Below are 24142 nucleotides of genomic sequence, written 5' to 3'. Positions count from 1 at the left end.
CTCGCCCCATCGGCGGTAGGACTGCCCGCGGCCAGTGTCTGGCTGCACCCCGTGAGGAGACGGGGCATCACAGTGGCGGAACCGCCCCGGAATCGCACCGGGTTCCTGCACCACGAGCAAAGGACTCACACTTTAACGGGAGGCGGGCGGCCGTGCCCGGGCGGGGAAGCCCGGAGGCCGCGGGCCGGGCCCGCCCTCGGTCTCAGCCGCGCCTCCCCTCGGTCTCATCTGCGCAGGAAACGGACCACCGGGCCGTCCGATCCCGCCAGGACCTCGACCCGCACCCCGTAGACCTCACCGATGAGGGAGGCGGTCAGGACCTGCGAGGGTGTGCCCTCGGCGACGACACGGCCCTGCCTCAGCACGAGCAGGCGGTCGCAGTACATCGCGGCGAGGTTGAGGTCGTGCAGGGCGATCACCGAGGTCACCGGCAGTCCCGCGACCAGTTCCAGCAGGTCGATCTGGTACTGGATGTCGAGGTGGTTGGTCGGCTCGTCGAGCAGGAGCTCCTCCGGTTCCTGGGCGAGTGCGCGGGCGATCTGGGCCCGCTGGCGCTCGCCTCCGGAGAGGGTGTGCCAGGACCGGTCCGCCAGGTCCGTGAGTCCGGCGCGTTCCAGCGCGCCCCGGACGGCCTCCAGGTCAACGGCGGACATCGGTGCCCAGGCGCGGCGGTGCGGGATGCGGCCCAGGGCGACGACCTCCCGGACGGTGAGCTCGGTCTGGGTGTGCGCGTTCTGCTGGACGGTGGCGATCCGCCGTGCCAGGGCGCGTCGCCCGGTCCTGGCCAGGGGTCGCTCGTCCAGGGTGACCACACCGGCGGACGGGGCGAGCACCCCGGAGAGCAGCCTCAGCAGGGTGGACTTTCCCGAGCCGTTGGGGCCCAGCAGGCCGATGGTCTCGCCCGGGCGGGGCGCGATGGTCACGTCGTCGAGTACGAGCCGGCCGCCGACCTCACGGCTGACCCGCTCCGCCCTGAGCCCGCCCTCCGTACTGAGCCCGTCCGTCGCGACCAGGCGGTCGGAGTCGTTCACGTCTTGCTCCTGACTCGGTACAGCACGGCGATGAAGGCGGGCACCCCGATGAGCGAGGTCACCACCCCCACCGGGATCTCCTGCGGGTCGAGCGCGGTACGGGCGACCGTGTCCACCCACACCAGGAAGACGGCGCCCGCCAGGGCGGTCACCGGCAGGAGCCGGGCGTGCGCGGAACCGGTGAGCGCCCTGGCCGCGTGCGGCAGGACCAGCCCCACGAACCCGATCGCCCCGGCCGAGCTGACCAGGACGGCGGTGAGCAGGGCGGTGACGCTCAACAGGACGATGCGGGCGTGCGTGACACGCACCCCCAGGTTCGCGGCGGCCTCCTCCCCGAAGGCGAAGGCGTCGAGCGTGGTGGTGTTGGCCAGGCACACGGCCAGCACCGAGAACAGCACCGTCCCGCACAGGAACACGTCGGACCACCCCGCACCGCTGAGCGAGCCCAGCAGCCAGAACAGCACGCCCCTGGTGGTCTCGGCGTCCGCCGAGGTCAGCACGATGAACGAGGTCAGGGCGGAGAACAGCTGCATCGCCGCGACCCCGGACAGCACGACGCGGTCCATGCTGCCGCCGAGGGTGTGGCTGAGCAGCATCACCATCCCGAAGGAGAGCAGGGCACCGACGAAGGCTCCAGCCGACATCGAGACCACCCCCACGCCCCAGCCGAGCACGATCACGGCGACCGCACCGGTCGAGGCACCCGAGGAGACTCCGAGTACGAAGGGGTCGGCCAGGGGGTTGCGGAGCAGCGACTGCATGACCGCGCCGCACAGGGCCAGGCCCGCCCCGCACACGGCGGCGAGCAGGGTCCGGGGCAGGCGCAGGTTCCACACAATGCCCTCGCGCAGCGGCGACAGCGGGCTCTGCCCGAAACCGAGCCGGGCGGCCACCGACCTCCAGACCTCGGCGGGGGTGATGTCGGCGGGGCCGATGGTCACCGCCACCGAGACCGAGGCGGCCAGTACCACCAGGCCTCCACCGGTGAGGAGCGCCAGGCGCGCACGGGTCACTGGACGTATCCGAGCTCACGCAGACCCTCGGCGACCAGTTCGATGCCCTCGACCGTGCGGATGGAGGGGTTCATCGCCTGTCCGCTGAGCAGGACGTAGCGCTCCTCCTTCACCGCGGTGAGGTTGCGGGTGGCGGGGTTGTCCTCCAGGAACTCGATCTTGGCGGCCGCGGTCTCCGCGGTCTGGGACTCGCGGGTCAGGTCGCCGAGCACGATGACGTCGGGGTCGCGGTCGGCGACGGTCTCCCAGTTGATCTGGGGCCATTCGTCGTGGGTGTCGTCGAAGGCGTTGCGCGCGCCGATCGCACGGGTGATGGCGCCGGGTGCGCCGCAGCAGCCCGCCAGGTAGGGCGCCTCGGAGTTGGCGAACCAGTACATGAGGGAGACGTCGGAGGCGTCCAGGTCCCGGGTCGCCTCCTCCACCCGTTCCTGGAGCTCCCCGACGAGTTCCTCGCCGCGCTCCTCGACGTCGAAGACGAGGGCGAGGTCGCGGATCTCGCCGTAGACCGCGTCGAGGGTGAGCTGTTCGCTGCGGGAGCCGTCTCCCCCGCTGTTGTTGTCCTTGCCCGCGTCGCAGTCGGTCGGGGAGACGTAGGCGGGCACACCGAGCTCCTCGAACTGCTCCCTGCTGGCGACACCTCCGGTGCCCAGGGTGGAGACGAAGGAGGCCGTGACGAAGTCGGGTTCGGCCTCCAGGACCCGCTCGAACGAGGGGTTGTTCTCCGCCAGCCGGGGGATGTCGGCGTTGGCCTCCTCCAGCCCCTCCATGATCGGGTCGGTCCAGGTGGCGGTGCCCGCCACACGGTCCTCCAGTCCCAGGGAGAGGAGGATCTCGGTGGTGCCCTGGTTGAGGGAGACGACCCGTTCCGGGGGCGCGTCGAGGGTGACCTCGTAGCCGCAGTTGTCGATGGTGCGGGGGTAGCCGCCGTCGGCCGCGGCGGCGCCGGTCCCCCCGTCGGATTCAGCCTGGCCGGTACCGCAGGCGGTGAGGGCGAGGACGGGAACGAGCAGGAGGGCGAAGGAGGAAAGGGGGAGGGACGGGAGCGCGTGACGCGACATGGGGATGCCTCAGGTGTCGGGACTCGAACGCGGAGCCTGGCATGGGAGCGCCTCCGCGCACTCGACGCGGAGGGGCCAGCAGGTCTTCGGACTCGGGTTCCTCCGGACGGGGTGCCTTCCCAGGGCCGGTGCCGCGCGGACGTCACCGTCCGCGTGCCCGAGCCCCAGTGGCGTCAGTACCCCGCCCGTCCCCCACACCGCTGCGCGTCAGTTCCGGATTCGCACCGGATTCCCTGACCACCTACGTGGTACGACTGGCCCCGGAAGGATAACAAGGGCCTTTCGGGGCCTACGCGGCGGGCAGGACGGCGGGTGTACGCAGCGCCAGGACCGCCACGTCGTCGTGGCCGTCGCCGGGGGCGTGGGCCACCAGGGCCTCGCACAGGTCCTCCAGGGACCCCTCGGCGTGCTTGGCGGCGACCCCCGCCAGGGTGTCCATCCCCCGGTCGAGGTGGTGCCTGGGGTGCTCGACCAGGCCGTCCGTGTAGAGCACCACCGTGGTCGACACCGGCAGCGCGCACCGGTGGTCCGGGCGGGCGAAGGCCGCGTCCACGCCGAGCGGCAGGCCGGGCTCCCCCTCCAGGTAGCGGGGCTCGCTGCCCGGGACCAGCAGGAGGGGCGGCGGGTGGCCGGCCGTACTCCAGCACAGTTCCCAACCGTGTTCGGCGGGTTCGATCCTGGCCAGGCAGGCCGTGGTCACCGGGTTCTCGGTGATGGCGTGCAGCGTGTGGTCCAGTTGGGCCAGCACACCGCTGGCGGGGTTGCCCCGGTCGTACAGCAGGGCACGCAGCATACTGCGGGTCTGGGACATGGCCGCCGCGGCGACCAGGTCGTGGCCGACCACGTCGCCGATCACCGCCGCGCAGGCGCCGTCGGGGAGCATCAGGGCGTCGTACCAGTCCCCGCCGAGGTGGTGGCGGCCCTCGCTGGCCGGGTGGTAGACGGCGGCGACCTCGAAGGGGGACAGGTCGGTCAGGCGCGGCAGCAGCAGGCGCTGGAAGCGCTCGGCCCCGGAGCGGACCTCCTCGTACAGGCGAGCGTTCTCGATGGCGACCCCCGCTGCGCCGGCCAGCGCGGTGACCACCTCCTCGTCCTGGGTGTCGAAGGGCAGTCCGTCGTGCCGGGTGGACAGGTACAGGTTGCCGTAGACGCGTCCGCGCACGCTGATGGCCACACCGAGCAGGGTGCGCATCGGAGGGTGCCCGGGCGGGAATCCGGCGGAGTCGGGGTGGGCGCCGATGTCCTGGACCCGCAGCGGTTCGCGCTGGTGGATCATCCGGCCGAGCAGCCCCTGCCCGGTGGGGTACTCGACCCCGGCCAGGTGCTCGATCTCCGCCTCGCTCAGCCCGACCGGGATGAACTGGGACAGGCCCCTGCCCTCTTCCCGGAGGACTCCGAGGGCCCCGTAGCGGGCCCCGACCAGGTCCATCGCGGTGGTGACCACCCGGTGCAGCACGGCGGACAGCTCCAGGTCCTGGCTGAGCGCCAACACCGCCTCCAGCAGGGAGTTCATCCGGCCCTGCTCGCGCACCAGGTCCTGAATCTGCTGTGCCGCGTGCTGCAGGGCCTGCTCAGAAGCGGCTCCTGGTGGCGGTCCGGACTTCCCCGGACCGTTCTCGCCTGTCACTGCGTCCCCCTTCAGCGGTGCCGGGCGTCCGCCCCACCGTGTCGCACCCTCTCACCCGATTATGTCTGGTTCCTGCCGCCCTTGTCGGGTCCTTGCACAGGTCGCGCGCACCAGGGTTCAGCAGGCCGACCAGCGCGCGGACGTCCTCCGGGCGGGAACCCGGCCGGCGCGGGCGGAGCTCGCCTCCGGGGCGCTGGCTCCCCCGGACGCGACCGTGCGGTTGCGGGGGCAGGACCTTCGACCCCTCACCGGGGGCTTCCGGCACTGGGCACCGTGAGCTGCGAGTACTCACTCTGGTAGGAGGAGACCCGACGAGGGGAAGGCGATCATGCACGGCTGGGGATACGAAGGCATGGGCGGCTGGACGTTCGGGTTCATGACCGTCGGGATGGTCCTGCTGTGGATTCTGATCATTCTCGCGATCGTCGCGCTCAGCAGGTACCTGCTGAGGGAGAGCCGGTCAGCGGCGCCGACGGGGGCCCGAACGCCCGCGACGGTGCTCTCCGAGCGCTTCGCGCGCGGGGAGATCGACACGAAGGAGTACCGCGAGCGCCTGGAGGCGCTCCGTGAGACAGGGCACGGTTGACCCGGAGCACCGCGGCGACCGGCCCCGGCTCAGACGGTGGCGCGCACCAGGGGCACCCGCTGTGCGAGGGCCACCAGCGCGAGGCTGATCACAGCGGTCGCGACGGAGTAGCCCGCGGCGGCGAACAGCGTGAGGAAGCCCTCGGGCATCCCCCACAGGTCCCGCAGGGTGTACAGCACCATGACGTGCACGAGGTAGACGCCCAGGCTCAGCCCGGCCACCGTGCGCACGACCCGGCGGGCGGTTTCGGCCGCGGGGGTCCGCGCCTGCGCCAGACGGGTGCCCGCGGCGCGCAGCGTCAGGTAGGCGCCCACCCCGGCGAGGATCATCGGCGGGGAGAGGAAGTCGTAGAAGTACTCGCCCCCGGTGCCCCACTCCCCCGCCAGGTGCGCGGCCGCACCGGCCCCCGCGGCGGTACCCGCCACTCCCAGGACGAGCGCGATGACCCCGCGGCGCGTGGTCCGGGGGCCGGGGTCGGTGCTCAGCAGCAGCCAGCCCAGCAGGTAGTAGCCGAGGAACGGCAGGAAGCGGGTGAGTGCGCTCGCCCCGCCGACCCCGTCGACCAGTGACAGCAGCTGGTCGCCGACGCCCACGGCGAGCGCTACACCAGTCAGCCACCACAGCCCGCTGCGCGGGGTGTGTGCGACCACCGTCCGCAGGAACGGGGTGAACAGGTACAGGCCCGCGATGACGTAGAGGAAGTAGAGGTGGATGGAGGGGGAGCCCGAGGCGGCCTGGGCGAGGGCCTGGGAGGCGTCGATACCGTCGCGCCAGGACTGCCAGAGCAGGTAGGCGACGGTCCACACGAGCAGGGGGACCCCGATCTTGGCCCACCGCTTGCGGTAGAAGTCGCCCGCGCCCTCCTCGCGGGGGCGCAGCAGCAGCGCACCGCTGATCATGACGAACACCGCCACGCACCAGCGCAGCCCGGCGTCCACGACGTTGGCCGTCCACCAGGTGGGGCCGCCCAGGTCGGCGTGCACGGTACTCACCATCGGGGAGTAGGCGTGCACGATGACGACCGCGGCCATGGCGGCGACGCGGGCGAACTCCATCCACGAGGTCTGCGGGGCGGTCGGGGCGGGGGCCGGGGCAGCGGTGGGCACACTTTCTACTCGCACCCCCCACCGATATCATTCCGTTACCTTGTTGGGCAACCCGGACGAGGCGGCCCGCGAACCCGCGCGGCCCTCGCCGGCCAAGGCCTGGAGCGAGGAGGGCTCCTGTCCGCTGCCCTGCGCACACAGGGGAGAGGACGCCTTCACGGTGGCGCCGACGAAGGGGTGCGCCCGTCGTCCGAGGCCGCCGCCCGGAGACGACGGTTTCTGATCTGCCCAGCGGCTCGGGGTTGACCGCGGGACGCTCCCGGGGCGCAGGATTGGCGCATGCCGACCGAACGCGAAGCAACGATCCTGTTCCACAACACCATGCGGGTGACGGAGGGCCACTGGGAGGGCTTCCGCCTCGCGGCCCGGCGTGCCGTGGACTTCACCGAGAGGCACACACCCCAGATCATGGTGGATTTCTTCACCGATGAGGCGAACATGCTGGCCCACAGCTTCCAGCTCTACGCGGACTCCGCCTCGATCCGCGCGCACTGGCGGATGTCGGGTGCCGTCATCAACGATGTGATGGACCACTGCTCCGTTGAGCGGCTCGATGTCTACGGGGAGCCCGACGCCCAGGTGACGAGAGCATTGGAGGCTTTCCGCGTTGACGTTCCCGTCACCGTCCATCCCCGCCTGGCCGGGTTCACCCGTTTCGGAGGGCCCTCCCCCGACCGGTAGGACTGCTTCGTTCCTCAGGCATGGAACACCCCCGGCCGGCGCGCGGACCCGGCCAGCCGCAGGGCTCCGGAGAAAGCACCGGGGCCGCGAGGGAGGGCATCCTGCTCCAGTCCGAGGACGGCCTCGGAGACAGGACCAACCCTGGCAGCGACCCGAGCTTGAGATTCAACCCCGGCAAGATCGTTCCTTGCCGGGGTTGAATCTCAAGCCGAGCCCTCACTCAACCACCGATTCGAGCGTTCGCAGGCGCACTCGCACATCATCAGCCGTACTACTCGGCTGCGCGCCCCGGTGTCGCTTCGCCCGAGGCCGCGACGCCGATCGGGCAGCTGGCGCCGGTACCGCCGATACCGCAGTAGCCGTTGGGGTTCTTGGCGTCGGACAGGTACTGCTGGTGGTAGTCCTCGGCGAAGTAGAAGGCCTCGAGCGGGGCGATCTCGGTGGTGATCGTGCCGTAGCCCGCGCGGATCAGGATCGGTTGGAAGGCGTCGCGGGTGGCCTCGGCGGCCTCGCGCTGGGCCTCGGAGTGGTAGTAGATCGCCGACCGGTACTGGGTGCCGACGTCGTTGCCCTGGCGCATGCCCTGGGTGGGGTCGTGGCCCTCCCAGAACACCTTGAGGATCTCGGTGAAGGAGATCCTCTCCGGGTCGAAGACCACTCGGACCATCTCGGTGTGCCCGGTCAGGCCGGAGCACACCTCCTCGTAGGTGGGGTTGGGCGTGTAGCCGCCCGCGTAACCCACGGCGGTGGTGATGATGCCGCGTTCCGCGCCCAGTCTCCAGAAGGTGCGCTCGGCGCCCCAGAAACAGCCCATCGCCACGTCGGCGATCTCGCTGCCCTCCGGGTAGGGCGGGGTGAGCTGGGTCCCCAGCACGGTGTGCCCGAAGGGCACGTCCATCGGGGTGTCCCGGCCGGGCAGGGCGCGTGCGGGGTCGACCATCTTCGTCTTTGTGCCGAACATGCTTCCAGGCTATCCGCCCCGTCCACGGGTGCCCAGGGGTGCCCACAGCCTGTGGAGAGAGCGCCCGGGGCGTTGTCCACAGACTGGGATATACGGGAGACAGGACCGGGAATTCGTCCTACCATTGCGGATGTGCCGGAAACCAACCGCGGCGTCGTCCTCGGGGCGACCGCCTTCCTCATGTGGGGCTTCGCGGCCCTCTACTGGCCCTTCCTCTCCGCTTCCGAACCCTCCGAGGTCCTCGCCCACCGCATGGTCTGGGCCCTCCTCGCGATGTGCGTCTTCCTCCTCCTGGCCCGGCGCGGCTGGTCCTGGCTACCCCAGGTCCTGCGCAGCCCCCGGCAGCTGCTCCTGGTCGCCGCCGCCGCGGTGCTCATCTCGGTGAACTGGTGGGGTTTCATCTACTCGGTCTCCATCACCCAGACCCTCCAGGCCTCACTGGCGTACTTCATCAACCCCCTGATGACGGTCTGCCTGGGCGTGGTCTTCTTCGCCGAACGCCTGCGCGCCGCCCAGTGGGTCGCGGTCGGGCTGGGCGTGGTGGCGGTCGGCGTGATGACCGTCGCCTACGGCTCCACCCCCTGGCTCTCCCTGCTGATGGCCTCCTCCTTCGCCGCCTACGGGGCGGTGAAGAAGTACGTGAGCCTGGACGGGATGCAGAGCCTGACCGTCGAGACCCTGATGATGTTCCTGCCCGCGCTGGGGTTCGTGCTCTACCTGGAGGCGACCGGGGCGGGCACGGCCTTCTCCGTCTCCCCCGGGCACACCGCCCTGCTGGTCGGCGGCGGATTCGTGACCGCGCTGCCGCTGCTGCTCTTCGGGCTCGCGGCGCGCAGGGTGCCGCTGAGCGTGATCGGCATGCTGCAGTTCATCGCGCCGACCATGATGTTCCTGATCGGCTGGCTGATCCAGGGCGAGGAGATGCCGCTGAGCCGCTGGATCGGGTTCCTGTTCGTATGGCTGGCCGTGTGCGTGTTCGCCTACGACCAGATCCGGAGCTCACGCGCCCGTTCGGCGGTGGCCAGGGCCGAGGCGGCACGGGTCGGGGCCGCCCGGGCGCCGACACCGCGGCCCGAACCCAGAGTGTGACCCCTGACCGGGTTCCCCGGTTTCGGTCAATCAAAACTACCCTCAGTGACAATGTGCTAACGTCAGGTCGTGGGCGCCGGGCTCTGCCCCGCCCCGACCTGGCCACACGTTCCGGAGGGTCCCCTTGATTCCTCGCACCAGCCGAACCGGCGCGCTCCGCGCCGCCTCGGCCGCGTGCGCGGCGGCACCCTCCCTCCTGGCCCTCCCGCTCCTGGTCGGCGCTTTCCTCGCCGTGTCGTGGCTGCTCGCCGCTCCGGCCCAGGCCGACGCCGGTTCCGGCACGCTCGGGGGCCCGGTCGCCGAGACCGCCTCCGCCGCGGGCGGAGCCCTCGGTCTGGGTGAGACGCCGACCCTGGAGAAACAGACCCTGGAGCGGGTCGTGCCCGAGGAGATCACCGAACCGGTGACCGCGACCCTGGGCACCGTGCACCAGCGCCTGGAGAAGGGCACCGCGGACACCGCGGCCGTCGCCGCCACCCTGCACGAGCCCGCCGCCGAGGTCCGCGACGAGGTGCGCGGGGTGGTCACCGAGATCGACCGCGCCCGCGGCGAGACCGTCGAGCGGGGGCTGGCCCACACACTCCCGACCACCGACCCCCGCACCACCGAGCCCCGAACCTCCCGCACCACCGGTCCGCAGGAGGACGAGGGCACCGCGGGGAGCGGGGACGAGGAGCGGGATTCGAGCTCCGAGTCGACCGACGGGTCCACCGAGGCCACGTCACCGACCACACCTGGCGCGCCCGTCCGTCAGCCCGCTACAGCACAGCAGCACCGCTCCGAGTCGGCCGCCGAGACCACCCGGGCGGCCACCGCCGGGACCGGCGCCGCCGACCGCGCCCCCGAGCCCCAGCGCTTCCAGGCCGCGACCGGCTCGGCCGCACCCGCCGCTGGCGCACCGGCCCCCGCGGGCGGCGTGGCCGGATACCTCACGGCGGCGCCGCTGCCCGCGCCCGCCGCCGACACCGTGCGCCTGGCCGCGCACCGGCTGCACACCGTGCCCGCCGACCCGGCCGACGACCCCACGGTCTCGCCGGACTAGCGAACGGTCCCACCCCAGGCGCGCCCTTGCCCGCGCGCCCCGGACCGTTCCCAGCCCGTACTTCTCCGGTACTTCTCCTGGGAGCTGACCTGAGTCCCGTGCCGTCGTTCACGTGATTCACGTCAGCCGGTGGTCCGCACCGGCTTCCCATGGCCGCCGTCCACGGCGTCGCGGCCGTTCCGACGTCCAGAGCTTCATCAGAGAAGGAAACCCATGACGCAGACCAAGCGTTTCTCCGCCCGAGCCGTTCTCCTGGCCACGGGTACCGCGGGCTTCGTGGCCCTCGGCGCCGGAGTCGCCGGCGCCGGAGTCGCCGGCACCGGAGTCGCCGGCACCGGAGTCGCCGGCACCGGTGCCGAGACCATGGAGACCGTCACGCACGACATCGCTCCCATCGTGGAGCGGGCGCTCGTCGAGGGTGTGGCTCCGACCATGCACAAGCTGGCCCCCGAGGGGGTCACTCCGGTCGCCGACAACGCACTGAGCGAGCTCCAGGCCGCCGCGAACAACGAGAAGGCCGCCCCGGACCTGGGCACCGTGCTGCCCCCCTCCCCGCTGGCCGACGCCGTGACCGAGGCGCAGGAGGCCACCGGTCTGGACGGCGACCCGCACGACACCGTCGGCCAGGCCGCGGGCCGGGCCCTGGAGGCCAGCGCCCAGGACACCGGCATCGCGCTGGAGGACACCGCCCGTGAGGCCGGGGGGAGCGTGGAGGAGACCGCCAACGAGGTGCTGCCGCACACGGTCCAGTCCGTGGCCGACATGCGCGACGAGATGCTCGCCCTGCCCGAGCTGGACGCCACCGAGCTGCCCGACCTGCGGGACCGCCGCCTGCCCGAGCTGAGCGAGGCGCCCTCGCTCAGCGATGTCACCGGCCTGACCGGTCAGAACACGCTGTCGCTGAACGAGCTCAGCCCGGTCGACGCGCTGTCCCAGGCGGCCCCCGCGACGGTGCCCATGAGCGCCGCCGCCCCCGCCGAGTCCACCGACCTCACCGCGCCCAACATGTGGGACCTGGCCGCGGCCTTCGGCCTGGAGACCCCCGGTGGGCTCCAGGACGTGGTGGAGGCCACCGAGCTGACCGCCGACAACTACGTGAGCCTCGGCGAGGAGGAGGTTCTGGGCATGGTCGGCAACCGCGCCTGGGACGACGAGAAGCTGACCGCCGTCCAGACCGTCCCGCAGAGCTCACCCCAGACGGTCGCCGCCCAGACCCCCGGTGTGGAGGCTCCCGGCTTCGAAGCTCCCGGCTTCGGTGACCTGACCGACGCCCTGCTGACCGGTGTGGGCGACGCGGGCAAGGCCGAGCCGATCGCCCTCAACGGCCCGCTGGCCGACGCCGGGCTGCCCCAGGTGGCCGAGGGCCTGGACACCACCACGGTCGAGGACCTGGTGACCGGTCTCAGCGAGGGCGGCCTGCTGGACCAGCTGGACACCAGCGACCTGGTGTCCATCGAGGGCGGCAGCCCCGAGCCCGAGACCCCCGCGGGCATGGTCGAGCACCCCACCTTCACCGAACTGCCCGGCTCCGAGGCCCTCCCCCTCGTGCGCTGATCCTTCCCCGCACCCGCACAGCGTCACGGCGGCGCCGCCCTGCTCCGGGGCGGCGCCGCCGTCGTGTTCGATCCGGGGAGACGTCAGGCCGGAACGTGGTCGGCCAGCGGGAAGTTGTAGGCCCGCTTCATCCCCGCCGTCACACCGGTCCGGGCGGTGATCCCGAGCAGCAGCCCCATGAACAACGACATCACCCGGAGTCCCAGCTCGCCGGTGTCCGGGGCGGCCAGTGAGGTGTGCGTACCGCCCATGGCGTGGTTGGCGTCGACGAACTCGCGCATCGCCCGTTCGTAGGCGGGAAAAGCAGCACGGTGGTCGCCGCCCGCCCTGGCCAGCGCGCCGCCGAGCACGCACGCGCCCACGAGCGCCATGGTGCTCCCCTGGCCGGTCATCGGGTCGGGGCAGTAGCCCGCGTCCCCCAGCAGCGCCACCCTGCCGCTGGTCCAGGAATCCATGTGGATCTGCACGGTGGGCGACATGTGCGTCATCGGAGAGGTCTCCATCGCCGACAGCAGGTGGTCCGACTCCTGCCCGTCCCCCGCGAAGCGCTCCTTCAGGGTGCGCCGGTGGCGGTCGAGGTCCTCCAGGGGTTCCTTGTCGCGGGTGAGGATGGTGCACTCGAGACGGTCGGGTTCCGGGAAGGGGGCGAGGAGCACGCCGCGCCCGGGCTTGATTCTCCCGACCATGCGATCGGTCAGACCGAGGTAGTTGTCGAGCTCGAAGAGAGCAAGGTTGGTCCCCAGGTACCTGCGGAAGTGCTCCTTCGGCCCGAAGACCAGGGACCGGATGTTGGAGTGGATGCCGTCCGCGCCCACCACCAGGTCGAACTCGCGCGGCTCCCGGTTCTGGAAGCTCACGGTGACACCGCCGCCGGTCTCCTGGAGTCCGGTCACCGAGTCGTCGAAGAGGTACTCGACCTCATCACTGACGTGCTCGTACAACACCTCGCAGAGCTCCCCGCGCCGGATCACCAGCCCGTTCTCCTCGCTGACCAGCGCGGTCCCGGGGATCTTCACCTCCCGCCGACCACCGAACCCGAATCGAACCTCGCCCGGCGCCGAGGATCCCCGCTCACGCGCCTGCCCCAGAACTCCCATACGGCGCAGGGCCTCGACCCCGACGCCCTCGATCTGGAGGCGGTGGCCGACGGCGCGCACCGTCGGCGACCGCTCGACGATGGTCGGGCGGAACCCGTACCGGTGCAGCCAGAAGGCCAGGGCGGGACCGGCGACCCCGCCGCCGGAGATCAGGACTCGCGTTTCGGACATGTCGACCTCCAGGGGTTCGCGTGCCTCACTTTTGATTGTACGTACGTTCAAATCCTCGTCAAGCGACCCTCGCGCGACCCCGCCCCCGCCCGGGCCGCCAACAGAACACGCGCGACCACTGCCAGCACCGGCCGCACGCCACCGAAATCGTGGCCAATCCGATCCCTTAAGTCCAACTTGTCCATTTCTGCGCCCGCAAGAATCAGGACATGGTTCTCAGCAAGATCATCGAGTGGGACGGCAACCGCGTCGCCCGCAAACACGGCCTCACCTACGGCGAGGCCTGGCGCGACCCCGACCTCGCCGCCGCCCTTCCCTCCGTCACCAGCGGTGACATCGCCATGGGCCTGGCGCTCCTGGGCACCGACGACCCCCAGCTCCGGTCACTGCGCCTGCACGTGCTCTCCGACCGGACGATCCCCCTGCTCGCCAAGCTGGAGTCCGGGATGGACCAGCCCGACCCCGAACCGGACCTGCTCATGTGGGCGGGCGCCACCCGGGTGAAGGCCGCCTGGGAAGTCCGTACCTCACAGCGCGCCAGGGACGTCGGGCCTGAGCGCTTCAAGCGCTTCCACGAGATGCTGGCCTCCGCCCGCGAGCCCCTCCTGTACGCGGCGCAGACGACTCTGACCCCCACCGCCCTGGACCAACTCCAGTGGTTCGGACTGGGTATGGAGATCCCCCGGGAGGAGATGGACCAGCTGTGGGAGCGGATCGTCGCACTCGACCCGCACCATCACTGCGCGATGGAGGGCAGACTCCAGGTGCTGTGCCACAAGTGGCAGGGTTCCCACGAGGAGATGTTCACCTTCGCCCGGGAGGCCCCCCGCAAGGCCCCTCCCGGCGACCGGTCCCACCCACTGATCGTCCGGGCCCACTTCGAGTACGCCGCCATGGCCCTGGACGATCGGGGTCTGGACACCTACGGCGCGGTGGGGAAGATGCTGCGGGACTACTTTGGCGACCCCGTGGTGGCCGCGGAGGTCGCCGGGGCCGCCGACCGCTGGCTCTCCGGCGACCCCTCTTACCCCACCGCAGCGGCGGACGCGCACTGCCTGGGTTCCGCGCTGTATGTCGGCGGCGACGAACAGCGGGCCGCGGCCGTCCTCGCCCGGGCCGGAACCGTGGTTCCGGAGTACGGCGCCCTGTGGAGCTACCTGGGCACGAACCCCGCGGCCCGGTACGCCCGTGTCCGGACGAGGCTGGGCATTCCCCTGCCCGCCGTCTGAGCGGCTCAGACGCAGTCCTCGTAGACCGTCGAGTACAGCTGTCGCACCGCGTCATAACAGAGCCCGACCGGGGGTTCGCCGCGCACGTTCTCCTCGTAGTCGGGATCGGTGTAGACGATCAGCCCCCGGTCCGGCGCTCCCGGGAAGAACACGCTCTCGTCGTCCGCCAACGGGTCGATCTCCTCGTCCGGTGACTCGGCTGGAAAAACACCCTCCCGGGTGACGACGGTGAGATCGCCCCGAGTGATCCAGCTGAGACCGGAAACCTCTGCCCCGAGACCGATGACGAGCTCACCCGCGCTACCCCGAGAAATTCCGGAGAACAGTACCGACCTGCTGGCCGGTCCGGGGTTCACGGTGATCACCCCGTAGGGCGCCCGCTCCACATCCGGATAGTCCTCCTCGGTCCAGATCCTGTCGACCTGGCTGGCTCTGGCCACCGTGGTGTGCCCGACGTTGGTGGCCGTGGCACGTGCGCCCTCCGGCGGCCATGCCTCCCCCTCGGGCTCGGTCCCGGGCACCCCGGCGCCCGTTTCCGAAGCTTCCTGCTCGGTACCGGTCTCCGTGTCCGCTGTCCCTGTGTCCTGAAGCAGCAGCCCGGTACCCGCACCGATCACCAGTGCGGCGGCCACCCCGGCAACGACCAAGAACGGGGCGCGTCGGCGGGCCCGGACCGGGGCGGCCGCGGAACCGCCGAAGCCCCGCCACTCCCGGTCGACCAGGGTGGCCGCTTCCTCCCCGCCCCGGGTCAGTCGGTGCAGCAGGTCAGCGGCGCCCGGGCGGCGCGCCGGGTCCTTGGTCAACGCTGCCTGAACCAGGGGCAGCAGCGGGCCCTGGAGCCCGGCCAGATCCGGTTCCTCCCGGAGCACCCGGTGCGCGATCACCTGTGGCTCACCCGCCCCGAACGGCGCGCGCCCGGTGGCGGCGTAGGCGACCAGAGCGCCCCAGGCGAACACGTCCGCCCCGGAGGTGGAGACCCCGTCCCGGTAGCGCTCCGGAGAGATCCAGCCCGAGGACCCGGCCAGCCCACCGGTCCGGGTCAGCACGGTTCCGTCCATGGCGCGGGCGATCCCGAAGTCCAGTACCCGGGGGCCGGTCGGGGAGAGGATGACGTTGGCGGGTTTGAGGTCCCGGTGCACCACTCCCTGGGCGTGCAGCGCACGGAGGGCCTCCAGGACTCCTGCCGCGAGGGACAGCAGCGCTCCCCCGGCCAGCGGGCCCCTCTCCCGGGTCCAGCGGTCCAGGGTCGGCCCCGGAACGTACTCGGTGGCCAGCCACGGCAGGCGTGCCCGCGCGTCGGCGGCCACGAAACGCGGGACGAACGGCGCGGAGACTCGCTCGACCAACGCGGCCTCCCGGCGGAACCGGGCCCGGAACTCGCGGTCGGCGGCCAGCTCGGGGTGGACGGTCTTGACCGCGATCACCGCTCGGCCGCGTCGGCGTGCCGCGTAGACGGTCCCCATCCCGCCCGCACCGAGGCGGCCGAGCAGCGTGTAGGGGCCGATCCGGGCGGGGTCGGCAGTGGTGAGCGGCGCGAAAGTGTCTCCTGGCTGACGCACCGGATCACACCCAGTCCGGGTCGCAGTCGCCGCCCTGGTGGGCGGGGTTGACCCCGGGCCCGCCGACCTCTTCGGCGTCCACGCACTTCAGCGCGGTGGGAGGCCCGAACTCCACGGACTGTCCGCCGTTCAGGTTCTCCTCCTCGATCACGTACTCCAGAAGGCTGCGCGGCGGCAACCCCTCGAAGGTGAGCCGGAACACGCCCGAAGGCTGTTCGGGGCTGAGGACGAGCACTACCTCGTCCTCCTCCGGTGTGTACAGGTCGGGCTCCTCCGTGCTGCGGCCGGAGAAGGAGCCGGGCGCGAAGACATAGGCCAGGAAGTCCTGGCCGTGGACGACGAGGTCGCCGCTGTCCCGAGCGTAGATCCCCTCCCCTTCGAGGACCACCTTCCCGTCCTCGACCACCGCCGAGGTGAAGGTGAGGGCGGCGTACACCTCGCCCTCACCGATCAGATCGGGCAGGCCTTGGGGATCGCTGCCCGGGTCCGGGACCCCGTACAGCTGGATGCTGTTGGGTCCGCCCTCGACCAGCCCCACGGCACCGGCCACGTTGTCGCGGTTCTCCTCCAGGAGGTTGACGCCGCCCCGGTCGGTGTCCGGGAACTCCACCACCGGCTCGGGTGGTTCCTGTACCGCCCCGACCTCCTCCGCCTGCCCCGCTTCCGTGTCGCCGGCCCCGCCCCCACCGCCCGCTTCCTCCACGGCCTGTCGGGAACCGAGGAACCACCCGCCCGCCGCCACCAGTACCAGGGCGGTGAACGCGGCCATCGACATCATCAGTGCCCTCCCCCTCCGGCGCCCGGGCCGGGGTCTGGGCCGCTGCCGCACCGGACCACTGGTCCAGGCCGTGGTGTCGGTGTGCTGACCGACCACCCACGTGGTGCCGAGCATCGCGGGCAACAACCGGGTGGCGGCGTCCGACGCGGCCTGCCCCTCCCCGCCCCGCTCCGGTCCGACCAGGGCCCGGAGCGCACCGGCCGCGTCGGGACGGCGTCCGGGATCCTTGCCCAACGCCGCGGTGACCAGGGGCCGGAGGCCGTCGGGCACCCCCTCCGTATCGGCTTCGCCCTCCGTGGTGCGGAAGGCGAGCACGTCGGCCTCCCCGCTACCGAAGGGGTCCCGGCCGGTGGCCGCGAAGGCGACCAGCGCACCCCAGGCGAACATGTCGGCCGAGGGTGCGGGCCCGGCACCCGCGTACTGCTCGGGGGCGAGCCATCCGGGGGTGCCGAACAGCCCTCCGGTCCGGGTGAGGGCCGTGCCGTCCAGGGCCCGGGCGATCCCGAAGTCCAGCACCTTGGGCCCGGACGGGGAGAGGATGACGTTGCCCGGTTTGAGGTCCCGGTGCACCACACCCTGAGCGTGCACGGCACGCAGCGCGTCGGCGACACCGGCCGCGAAGGCGGTCAGCACGCCCCCGGTGAGCGGACCGTGCTCGCGTACGTGCTGGCGCAGGGTCCGGCCCGGGACGTACTCGGTCGCCATCCAGGGGCGCTCACCGGTGACGTCGGCGTCGAGGAAGCGCGGGGTGCACAGGCTGTCGACCCGGCTGACCAGGGCCACCTCCCGAGCGAACCGGGCCCGGAAGTCGGGTTCGGCGGCCAGGCGCGCGTGCACGGACTTGACCGCAAGGGGGTTCCCGGCGGCGTCGATCGCGCCGTACACCGCGCCCATCCCTCCCGCGCCGAGCCGTCCGACCAGCAGGTACCGGCCGATGTGTTCGGGGTCGTCGGGGGTGAGCGGGGAGAGGCCGGGGAGTCGGTGGGCTTTCGGGTTTCGGGGGGTGGGCGTCACGGCTCGGCTTTCCGCTGTGAGGGGTCGGGGCGCGGAGACAGGGTGCGGCGAGCGGGGTCAGGGGGGCCGAAGGCCCCGCACCCGTGACGGGTGGCGGGGGCCTCAACAAGAATCGGGGGCGGTGGACCAGCGGGTCAGCCGTTGCGTTCCACCACGTAGTCGCACAGCGCCAGGAACGCGTCCCGCGCCGGGATGTCCGGCAGGGTGGACAGCTCCTGGCGGGCCTTGTCGGCCCAGCCGCGCAGGGTGGCGTCGGCCTCGGCCATGGCCGGGTGCGGGCGCAGCAGCGCCAGGGCCTCCTCGGCCTCCTCGTCCCCCAGCGGGCGGCCCAGCAGCGACTTCAGCCGCTCGTCCGCCGCCTCCTGGGAGCGCATCGCGTAGAACATCGGCAGGGTCAGCACGCCCTCACGCAGGTCCGTGCCGGGCACCTTACCGGACTCGTCGCTCTCACTCGCGACATCGAGGATGTCGTCGGCCAGCTGGAAGGCCATGCCCAGCGCGTCGCAGGCCCGCGTCAGGGTGCTCACCGTCTCCGGGTCGACCTTGCCGAACATGCCGCCGAACTCCGCGGAGGAGGCGATCAGCGACGCGGTCTTGTCGTCGATGACGTTGAGGTAGTGGTCGAGCGGGTCGACGCCGTCGCGCGGACCGGAGGTCTCCAGGATCTGGCCCTGGACCAGACGCGCGAAGGTCTCGGCCTGCAAACGCACGGCCTCCGTACCGAGGTCGGCCAGCATCGTCGAGGCTTTGGCGAACACGAAGTCACCGGTGAGGATGGCGATGGTGTTGCCCCAGCGCTGGTTGGCGCTGGGCTTGCCGCGGCGCAGCTCCGCCTCGTCCATGACGTCGTCGTGGTAGAGCGTGGCCACGTGGGTCAGCTCGACCACGGCGGCCGCCGGGATGAGGTCGGGGACCCGGGGGTCGCCGAAGTGGGCCGCGAGCAGCACCAGCATGGCGCGGAAGCGCTTGCCTCCGGCCGCCAGCAGGTGGGAGGCGGCCTCGGTCAGCAGGGGGTCGCTCGACCGAACCGACTCCCTCAGCAGTTCCTCGACCTTCTCCAGGTCGTCCTGGATCTGGCTGGCCAGGGTCGGGTCGACTCTCGGCAGAGCGAGAAAACCGCTCGGGACAGCACCGCTCACCGTAAAGCTCCACCTGTTGAACGGGCGTGTCGGCGACCCCCTGTGAGGGGGCCGCCGCACGCTCAGCACATGAACATGATCCGACTTGCCACGGTATCCGACCCGGAATGATCGTCCAAAGCCACACCCGGGTCTGCGGTCATTCCCCGGCGGGAGCCTCCGTGACCTGGTCGACCATCACCGCGGCGGGCTCCTGGCCCGGTTCCCCGGACGGCAGAAGGGTGTCCAGGAAGGCTCCCGGGAAGATCCCGAGCGCCAGCGTGGCCGCGACACCCACGGTGATCACACCGCCGGTGAGGAAACCGGCGCGGGCCACCGTGGGGCCCTCGCCCTCCGAATCCCGGAAGAACATCACAACGATGATCCGGACGTAGAAGAACGCGGTAACGGCGCTGCTGAGGACACCGACCACCACCAGCGGGGTCGCCCCGGCCGCCACGGCCGCCTCGAACACCGCGAACTTGCCGATGAACCCGCTGGTCAGCGGGATACCCGCGAAGGCCAGCAGGAACAGCGACAACGCCAGGGCCAGCCCCGGGGAGCGGCGCCCCAGCCCGGCCCACTTGTCGATGTCACCGAGCTCCTGACCGCCGTCCCTGGTGCGGATCAGGGTGACGACGGCGAACGCGCCCAGCGTGGTGAACCCGTAGGCGGCCAGGTAGAACATGGCGCCCGCGAGGCCCTCGACGCTGCCCGCGACCACGGCGGTGAGGATGAACCCGGCGTGCACCACCGAGGAGTAGGCCAGCAGCCGCTTGATGTCTCGCTGGGTGACGGCCACGATCGCGGCGACGACCATCGTCAGGATGGCCACCGTCCACAGCATCGGCTCCCAGATCTGCGCCGAGGTGCCGAAGGGCACGAAGAACACCCGCAGCAGGGCGCCGAAGGCGGCGACCAGTGTGCAGGAGGCCATCAGCGCGGTGATCGGGGTCGGTGCGCCCTGGTAGACGTCCGGCTTCCAGTTGTGGAAGGGCACGGCGCCGACCTTGAACAGCAGGCCGATCGCGACCAGGCCCACACCCATCAGCAGCAGCGGTTCGCCGTTGCCGCCCTGGAAGATCTCGGCGCCGCCGGACTCCACGGCCTGACGGATCACGGCGAAGTTCACCGAGCCCGCGTAGCCGTAGACCATGGCGATGCCGAACAGGAAGAACGCCGAGGAGAACGCGCCCAGCAGGAAGTACTTGACCGCGGCCTCCTGCGAGAACAGGCGGCGCCTGCGGGCCAGACCGCACAGCAGGTACAGCGGCAGGCTCATGACCTCCAGAGCGATGAACATGACCAGGAAGTCGTTCGAGGCCGGGAACATCAGCATGCCCAGCACAGCGAACAGCACCAGCGGGTAGACCTCGGTGTGCTGGGAGCCGGCGAGGATGTGCGTGCGCTCCTCCTCGCTGCCCGGGACCGTGGCGGCCTGGGCCGAGAACGCGTCCCGGCCGTCCCGCCGCTCGGCGATCAGCATGAGGCTGATCAGGGCCAGCACGGTGATGGTGCCCTGGAAGAAGAGCACCGTGCGGTCCAGCGCCAGCACGCCGTTGCCGACGGTGGTGCCCTCCCCGACCGCCTCCACCTGGAGGACGATCAACAGGAACGTGACCAGCAGGGAGATCGCCGTGAGGGCGATCTGCACGGTGCGGCGGGAGCCCTTGGGCCAGAAGGCCTCGAAGAGCACCGCCAGCACACCGGCGCCGAACAGCACCAGGAGCGGCGACAGCAGCCACCAGTCCAGGGCGGGCGTCACCTCGGTGACGCCGTGGAGCGCCGGAGGCGCCCCGTCCGCGAGGTTGAGGGGGATCACTCCTCGACTCCTTCCGCGTCGCCGTCCGCGACCGCCACCTCGGTGCCGGTCTCGGCCTCCACCGTGCGTTCGACGGCGGGGTTGATCACGTTGAGCAGGGGCTGCGGGTAGACGCCGAACGCGATGATCAGGGCGACCAGCGGGGCGACCGCCCAGGTCTCACGCGCGGACAGGTCCGGCAGCTTGGACAGCTTCTCGGGGGTGGGGCCGGTCATCGTGCGCTGGTACATCCACAGGATGTAGAGCGCCGCGAGGACCACGCCGACCGCGGCGATGACCGCCGGGACCGGGTTGAAGGCGTACACCCCGACGAACACCAGGAACTCGCTGACGAAGGGTGCCAGGCCCGGCAGTGCCAGACCGGCCAGACCGGCGATCAGGAAGACCCCGGCCAGCTTGGGCGCGACCTTCTGGACGCCCCCGTAGTCCTCGATCCGGGCGCTGCCCTGGCGGGCGATGAGGAAGCCCACGACCAGGAAGAGCGCGCCGGTGGCGAACCCGTGGTTGACCATGTAGAGCGCGGCCCCTGCCTGGGCCTGCTGGGTCAGGGCGAAGATGCCCAGGGTGATGAAGCCGAAGTGGGACACCGACGTGTAGGCGATCAGGCGCATCATGTCGCTCTGACCGATCGCGAGGATCGCGCCGTAGACGATGCTCACCAGGCTCAGCGCCACCACCGGCCACACGAACCAGGACACGGCGGCCGGGAACATCTCCAGGCAGTACCGGAGCATGCCGTAGGTGCCGACCTTGTCCAGCACGCCCACCAGCAGGACCGCGGTGCCGGGGCTCGAGGAGCCCGCGGCGGTGGGCAGCCAGGTGTGCACCGGCCACATCGGGGCCTTGATCGCGAAGGCGATGAAGAACCCGAGGAAGAGCCAGCGCGCGGTGGCCGGGTCGATCGCCGCGAGGGCGCCGCCCGGGTCGGTGAGCTCGGTCCACAGGAAGGTGCCGCCGATGACGTACACGCCGATCACCGCGACCAGCATGATGAGACCGCCGGCGAGGCTGTACAGCAGGAACTTCATCGCGGCCTTGGCGCGGTCGGCGCCGCGCCCGTAGCGCCCGATCATGAAGTAGACCGGGATCAGCATGACCTCGAAGAACACGTAGAACAGGAAGACGTCGGTGGCGGCGAAGACACCGATCATCATCGCCTCGAGGGCCAGGATGAGCGCGAAGTAGCCGCGCCCGCCGTCCTCGCGGTCCGCGTGCTCGTTCCAGGCTGCCAGGATGACCAGCGGCACCAGGATCGCCGACATCAGGATGAGGACGAGCGCGATGCCGTCGACCCCGACCGCGTAATGGATCCCGAAGTGCGGGATCCACGGGTGGACCTCCTCGAACTGCAGGCCCCCCGCCCGGGAGGTGTCGAAGTTCAGGGCCATGACCGCGACCAGGACCAGGGTCGCGAGCGAGAAGCCCAGGGCCAGGCGCTTGGCGGTCAGGGCCGGATCGCCGGAGGCCGAGCCGGTGGCCGGGCGGGCCTTGGTGGCCGTGGCGGTGCCCGCACCGGCCTGCCCGGAGGCGGCGGCCGCGGCCGACACGTCGGCCGCGGCGGCACCGCCCGCCGGGGTCTTGATGCGCGGCAGCGCCCAGATGACGGCCGCGCCGATCGCGGGGAGCGCGATCGCGAGAGTGAGCCAGGGGATCATTTAGAACCTCACAACCAGCGTCGCGGCGACGATCACGGCGCCGAGGAGCATGGTGAGCGCGTAGGTGCGGGCGAACCCGGTCTGCGTCTTACCGAGTCCGGTGGAGGAGTCGCTGACGCCGGCACCGATCCCGTTGACGGCGCCGTCGATGACCTTGTCCTCGATCACCACCAGCGCCTTGGTGAGCACCTGGCCGGGACGCATGAACAGGCCCTCGTTGATCTCGTTGCCGTACAGCTCGTTGCGGGCCGCGTCGGTGACGAGGTTGCCCTTGGGCGCGGTGCGCTCGACGGGCTTGCGCAGGTACATGAACCAGGCCAGCGCCACCCCGAGGACGAGCACGGCCAGGGCGGCGATGCCGTAGGGGGCGGTGAGGGCGTGGCCCACCGTGAAGTGGGGCAGTTCCGCGCCGGTGACGGGCTGGAGGAAGGCCGCGAAGCGGTCCCCGGCCACCAGGAAGGCGCCGAGGGCGACCGACCCGATCGAGAGCACCACCATGGGGGCGGTCATGCTCACCGGCGACTCGTGCGGGTGCACGCCCTCGTCCCAGCGCTTCTCGCCGAGGAAGGTCATGAAGACCATCCGCGACATGTAGAAGGCGGTGAGCGCGGCACCCAGGATGATGGCGCTGCCGAAGACCATCCCCGCGGTGCCGCCGATGCCGAAGGCCGCGGAGATGATGCTCTCCTTGGTCCACCAGCCGGACAGGAGCGGAACCCCGATGATGGCGAGGTAGCCCAGGCCGAAGGTGGCGAAGGTGATCGGCATCTTCGACGCCAGACCGCCGTACCTGCGCATGTCGACGTCGTCGTTCATGCCGTGCATGACCGAACCGGCCCCCAGGAACAGCCCGGCCTTGAAGAAGCCGTGCGTGACCAGGTGGGCGATGGCGGCGACGTAGCCGACCGGGCCGAGCCCGGCGGCCAGCACCATCATGCCGATCTGGCTCATCGTGGAACCGGCCAGGGACTTCTTGATGTCGTCCTTGGCCGAGGCGATGAGCCCGCCCGCCAGCATGGTGGCGGCGCCGACCGACATCACCACGATCTGGGCGACCGGAGCGCCCTCGAAGATCGGCCCGGCGCGCACGATGAGGTACACACCGGCGGTGACCATGGTGGCGGCGTGGATGAGCGCCGACACCGGGGTCGGGCCCTCCATCGCGTCCAGCAGCCACGCCTGCAGCGGGAGCTGCGCGGACTTGCCGCAGGCGCCCAGCAGGAGCAGCAGGCCGATGGCGAGGAGGATGCCGTCACTGGCCCCGGGCACCGCGGCGAAGACCTCGCTGAAGCTCACCGCGCCGAGCGCCGTGAACATGATCATGATCGCCACGAGCAGGCCGATGTCGCCGACCCGGTTGATCAGGAACGCCTTCTTGGCCGCGGTGGCGGCGGAGGGCTTGTACTGCCAGAACCCGATGAGCAGGTAGGACGCCAGTCCCACGCCCTCCCAGCCGAGGAACAGCAGGACGAAGTTGTCCGCGAGCACCAGCACGAGCATGGCGGCGACGAACAGGTTCAGGTAGGCGAAGAAGCGCCGCTTACCCGGGTCCTCGGCCATGTAGCCGAGGGAGTAGATGTGGATGAGTGAGCCCACGAAGGTGATCAGCAGGACGAAGCTGATCGAGAGCGGGTCCACCAGGAGGTTGATCTGGGCGGAGAAGTCACCCGCCGCGAACCACTCGTAGACGGGGACCGAGACGGTGCGCTCGGCGGCGCCCCGGCCCAGGAGGTCGAACAGCGCCAGCAGGGCCCAGACGAAGGAGCCGATCGGCAGGAGGGTGGCCAGCAGCGGCCCCCATCCGTTGGTGCGCCGCCCGCCCAGCAGCAGCACCGCCGCGCCCACCAGGGGCAGGGCGATCAGCAGCCAGGCGTTCGACAGCACCGCGCTGTCGGCCGCGGTCGCCACCGCGGGGTCGGCGGCGAGGTACGCGTGATGTTGTGTCACTTTC

At 71.3% G+C, this 24142-nt stretch carries 19 protein-coding genes and 2 riboswitches; of the genes, 6 read left to right on the top strand and 13 right to left on the bottom strand.

Annotated elements, in window-relative coordinates; genetic code table 11:
* Nucleotides 1-12: 12 nt before the first annotated feature.
* Nucleotides 13-130: riboswitch (cobalamin riboswitch) on the bottom strand.
* A gap of 94 nt (nt 131-224) precedes the next feature.
* The 4 genes from NE857_RS04840 to NE857_RS04825 all read right to left on the bottom strand — a co-directional run bounded on the left by NE857_RS04840 (nt 225) and on the right by NE857_RS04825 (nt 4729).
* The gene (locus NE857_RS04840; RefSeq protein WP_254419975.1) at nt 225-1031 is read right to left on the bottom strand and encodes an ABC transporter ATP-binding protein; all 807 of its coding nucleotides are present in this window, start codon (nt 1029-1031) and stop codon (nt 225-227) included.
* Nucleotides 1028-2044 carry a FecCD family ABC transporter permease gene (locus tag NE857_RS04835; RefSeq protein ID WP_254419974.1) on the bottom strand — a complete coding sequence of 339 codons (1017 nt, stop codon included), beginning with the start codon at nt 2042-2044 and terminating at the stop codon, nt 1028-1030. Before NE857_RS04835 ends, NE857_RS04840 begins: the two co-directional genes overlap by 4 nt.
* Nucleotides 2041-3102 carry an ABC transporter substrate-binding protein gene (locus NE857_RS04830; protein WP_254419973.1) on the bottom strand — a complete coding sequence of 354 codons (1062 nt, stop codon included), beginning with the start codon at nt 3100-3102 and terminating at the stop codon, nt 2041-2043. Before NE857_RS04830 ends, NE857_RS04835 begins: the two co-directional genes overlap by 4 nt.
* 60 nt (nt 3103-3162) lie before the next feature.
* Nucleotides 3163-3376: riboswitch (cobalamin riboswitch) on the bottom strand.
* Between the two features lie 15 nt (nt 3377-3391).
* Complete coding sequence (locus tag NE857_RS04825) at nt 3392-4729, bottom strand: PP2C family protein-serine/threonine phosphatase (protein ID WP_254419972.1); 1338 nt, start codon at nt 4727-4729, stop codon at nt 3392-3394.
* A gap of 328 nt (nt 4730-5057) precedes the next feature.
* On the opposite strand from NE857_RS04825, the gene NE857_RS04820 reads away from it, so the two are divergent.
* Complete coding sequence (locus NE857_RS04820) at nt 5058-5315, top strand: SHOCT domain-containing protein (protein WP_254419971.1); 258 nt, start codon at nt 5058-5060, stop codon at nt 5313-5315.
* A gap of 29 nt (nt 5316-5344) precedes the next feature.
* Here the strand turns inward: NE857_RS04820 and NE857_RS04815 are convergent, their stop codons facing one another.
* The gene (locus NE857_RS04815; protein WP_254421868.1) at nt 5345-6370 is read right to left on the bottom strand and encodes an acyltransferase; all 1026 of its coding nucleotides are present in this window, start codon (nt 6368-6370) and stop codon (nt 5345-5347) included.
* Nucleotides 6371-6700: 330 nt separating this feature from the next.
* On the opposite strand from NE857_RS04815, the gene NE857_RS04810 reads away from it, so the two are divergent.
* A complete protein-coding gene (locus NE857_RS04810; protein ID WP_254419970.1) occupies nt 6701-7102 on the top strand; it encodes a hypothetical protein in 402 nt (133 codons plus the stop codon).
* A 271-nt stretch (nt 7103-7373) separates the two neighbouring features.
* On the opposite strand, the gene msrA is transcribed toward NE857_RS04810, so the two are convergent.
* Nucleotides 7374-8063: a peptide-methionine (S)-S-oxide reductase MsrA gene (msrA, locus tag NE857_RS04805; RefSeq protein WP_254419969.1), complete on the bottom strand. Its 690-nt coding sequence runs from the start codon at nt 8061-8063 to the stop codon at nt 7374-7376.
* A gap of 132 nt (nt 8064-8195) precedes the next feature.
* On the opposite strand from msrA, the gene rarD reads away from it, so the two are divergent.
* The 3 genes from rarD to NE857_RS04790 all read left to right on the top strand — a co-directional run bounded on the left by rarD (nt 8196) and on the right by NE857_RS04790 (nt 11748).
* Nucleotides 8196-9152: an EamA family transporter RarD gene (rarD, locus tag NE857_RS04800; protein WP_254419968.1), complete on the top strand. Its 957-nt coding sequence runs from the start codon at nt 8196-8198 to the stop codon at nt 9150-9152.
* 124 nt (nt 9153-9276) lie between these two features.
* Nucleotides 9277-10194, top strand: a complete 918-nt coding sequence (locus tag NE857_RS04795) for a hypothetical protein (RefSeq protein WP_254419967.1) — start codon at nt 9277-9279, stop codon at nt 10192-10194.
* A gap of 213 nt (nt 10195-10407) precedes the next feature.
* A complete protein-coding gene (locus NE857_RS04790; RefSeq protein WP_254419966.1) occupies nt 10408-11748 on the top strand; it encodes a hypothetical protein in 1341 nt (446 codons plus the stop codon).
* An 83-nt stretch (nt 11749-11831) separates the two neighbouring features.
* On the opposite strand, the gene NE857_RS04785 is transcribed toward NE857_RS04790, so the two are convergent.
* Nucleotides 11832-13016 carry an FAD-dependent monooxygenase gene (locus NE857_RS04785; RefSeq protein WP_254419965.1) on the bottom strand — a complete coding sequence of 395 codons (1185 nt, stop codon included), beginning with the start codon at nt 13014-13016 and terminating at the stop codon, nt 11832-11834.
* A gap of 209 nt (nt 13017-13225) precedes the next feature.
* Between NE857_RS04785 and NE857_RS04780 the strand changes: the two genes are divergently transcribed.
* Nucleotides 13226-14245, top strand: coding sequence for a hypothetical protein (locus NE857_RS04780; RefSeq protein ID WP_254419964.1), 1020 nt, complete (start codon nt 13226-13228; stop codon nt 14243-14245).
* 5 nt (nt 14246-14250) lie between these two features.
* On the opposite strand, the gene NE857_RS04775 is transcribed toward NE857_RS04780, so the two are convergent.
* The 6 genes from NE857_RS04775 to nuoL form a co-directional block, all read right to left on the bottom strand.
* Complete coding sequence (locus NE857_RS04775; protein ID WP_254419963.1) at nt 14251-15804, bottom strand: serine/threonine-protein kinase; 1554 nt, start codon at nt 15802-15804, stop codon at nt 14251-14253.
* Nucleotides 15805-15808: 4 nt separating this feature from the next.
* Nucleotides 15809-17596, bottom strand: coding sequence for a serine/threonine-protein kinase (locus NE857_RS04770; RefSeq protein WP_254419962.1), 1788 nt, complete (start codon nt 17594-17596; stop codon nt 15809-15811).
* Between the two features lie 134 nt (nt 17597-17730).
* Nucleotides 17731-18735, bottom strand: coding sequence for a polyprenyl synthetase family protein (locus tag NE857_RS04765; RefSeq protein ID WP_254419961.1), 1005 nt, complete (start codon nt 18733-18735; stop codon nt 17731-17733).
* 139 nt (nt 18736-18874) lie between these two features.
* Nucleotides 18875-20536 carry an NADH-quinone oxidoreductase subunit NuoN gene (gene nuoN, locus NE857_RS04760; protein ID WP_254419960.1) on the bottom strand — a complete coding sequence of 554 codons (1662 nt, stop codon included), beginning with the start codon at nt 20534-20536 and terminating at the stop codon, nt 18875-18877.
* Entirely contained in the window at nt 20533-22191 is a 1659-nt protein-coding gene (locus NE857_RS04755; protein WP_254419959.1) for an NADH-quinone oxidoreductase subunit M, read from the bottom strand. Before NE857_RS04755 ends, nuoN begins: the two co-directional genes overlap by 4 nt.
* Nucleotides 22192-24138, bottom strand: a complete 1947-nt coding sequence (gene nuoL / locus NE857_RS04750) for an NADH-quinone oxidoreductase subunit L (protein ID WP_254419958.1) — start codon at nt 24136-24138, stop codon at nt 22192-22194. It lies immediately after the preceding gene.
* Nucleotides 24139-24142 lie beyond the last annotated feature (4 nt).

It is taken from the genome of Nocardiopsis exhalans, assembly GCF_024134545.1.
GTDB classification, from domain to species: domain Bacteria; phylum Actinomycetota; class Actinomycetes; order Streptosporangiales; family Streptosporangiaceae; genus Nocardiopsis; species Nocardiopsis exhalans.
This window is presented reverse-complemented; position numbering and strand designations above follow the sequence as displayed.

Excerpts from the sequence above, each read along its gene's own strand:
- NE857_RS04830 (WP_254419973.1), bottom strand. The coding sequence starts at position 3,102 with ATGTCGCGTCACGCGCTCCCGTCCCTCCCCCTTTCCTCCTTCGCCCTC.
- NE857_RS04820 (WP_254419971.1), top strand. The coding sequence starts at position 5,058 with ATGCACGGCTGGGGATACGAAGGCATGGGCGGCTGGACGTTCGGGTTC.
- NE857_RS04815 (WP_254421868.1), bottom strand. The coding sequence starts at position 6,370 with ATGGAGTTCGCCCGCGTCGCCGCCATGGCCGCGGTCGTCATCGTGCAC.
- NE857_RS04810 (WP_254419970.1), top strand. The coding sequence starts at position 6,701 with ATGCCGACCGAACGCGAAGCAACGATCCTGTTCCACAACACCATGCGG.
- msrA (WP_254419969.1), bottom strand. The coding sequence starts at position 8,063 with ATGTTCGGCACAAAGACGAAGATGGTCGACCCCGCACGCGCCCTGCCC.
- NE857_RS04790 (WP_254419966.1), top strand. The coding sequence starts at position 10,408 with ATGACGCAGACCAAGCGTTTCTCCGCCCGAGCCGTTCTCCTGGCCACG.
- NE857_RS04785 (WP_254419965.1), bottom strand. The coding sequence starts at position 13,016 with ATGTCCGAAACGCGAGTCCTGATCTCCGGCGGCGGGGTCGCCGGTCCC.
- NE857_RS04780 (WP_254419964.1), top strand. The coding sequence starts at position 13,226 with ATGGTTCTCAGCAAGATCATCGAGTGGGACGGCAACCGCGTCGCCCGC.
- NE857_RS04755 (WP_254419959.1), bottom strand. The coding sequence starts at position 22,191 with ATGATCCCCTGGCTCACTCTCGCGATCGCGCTCCCCGCGATCGGCGCG.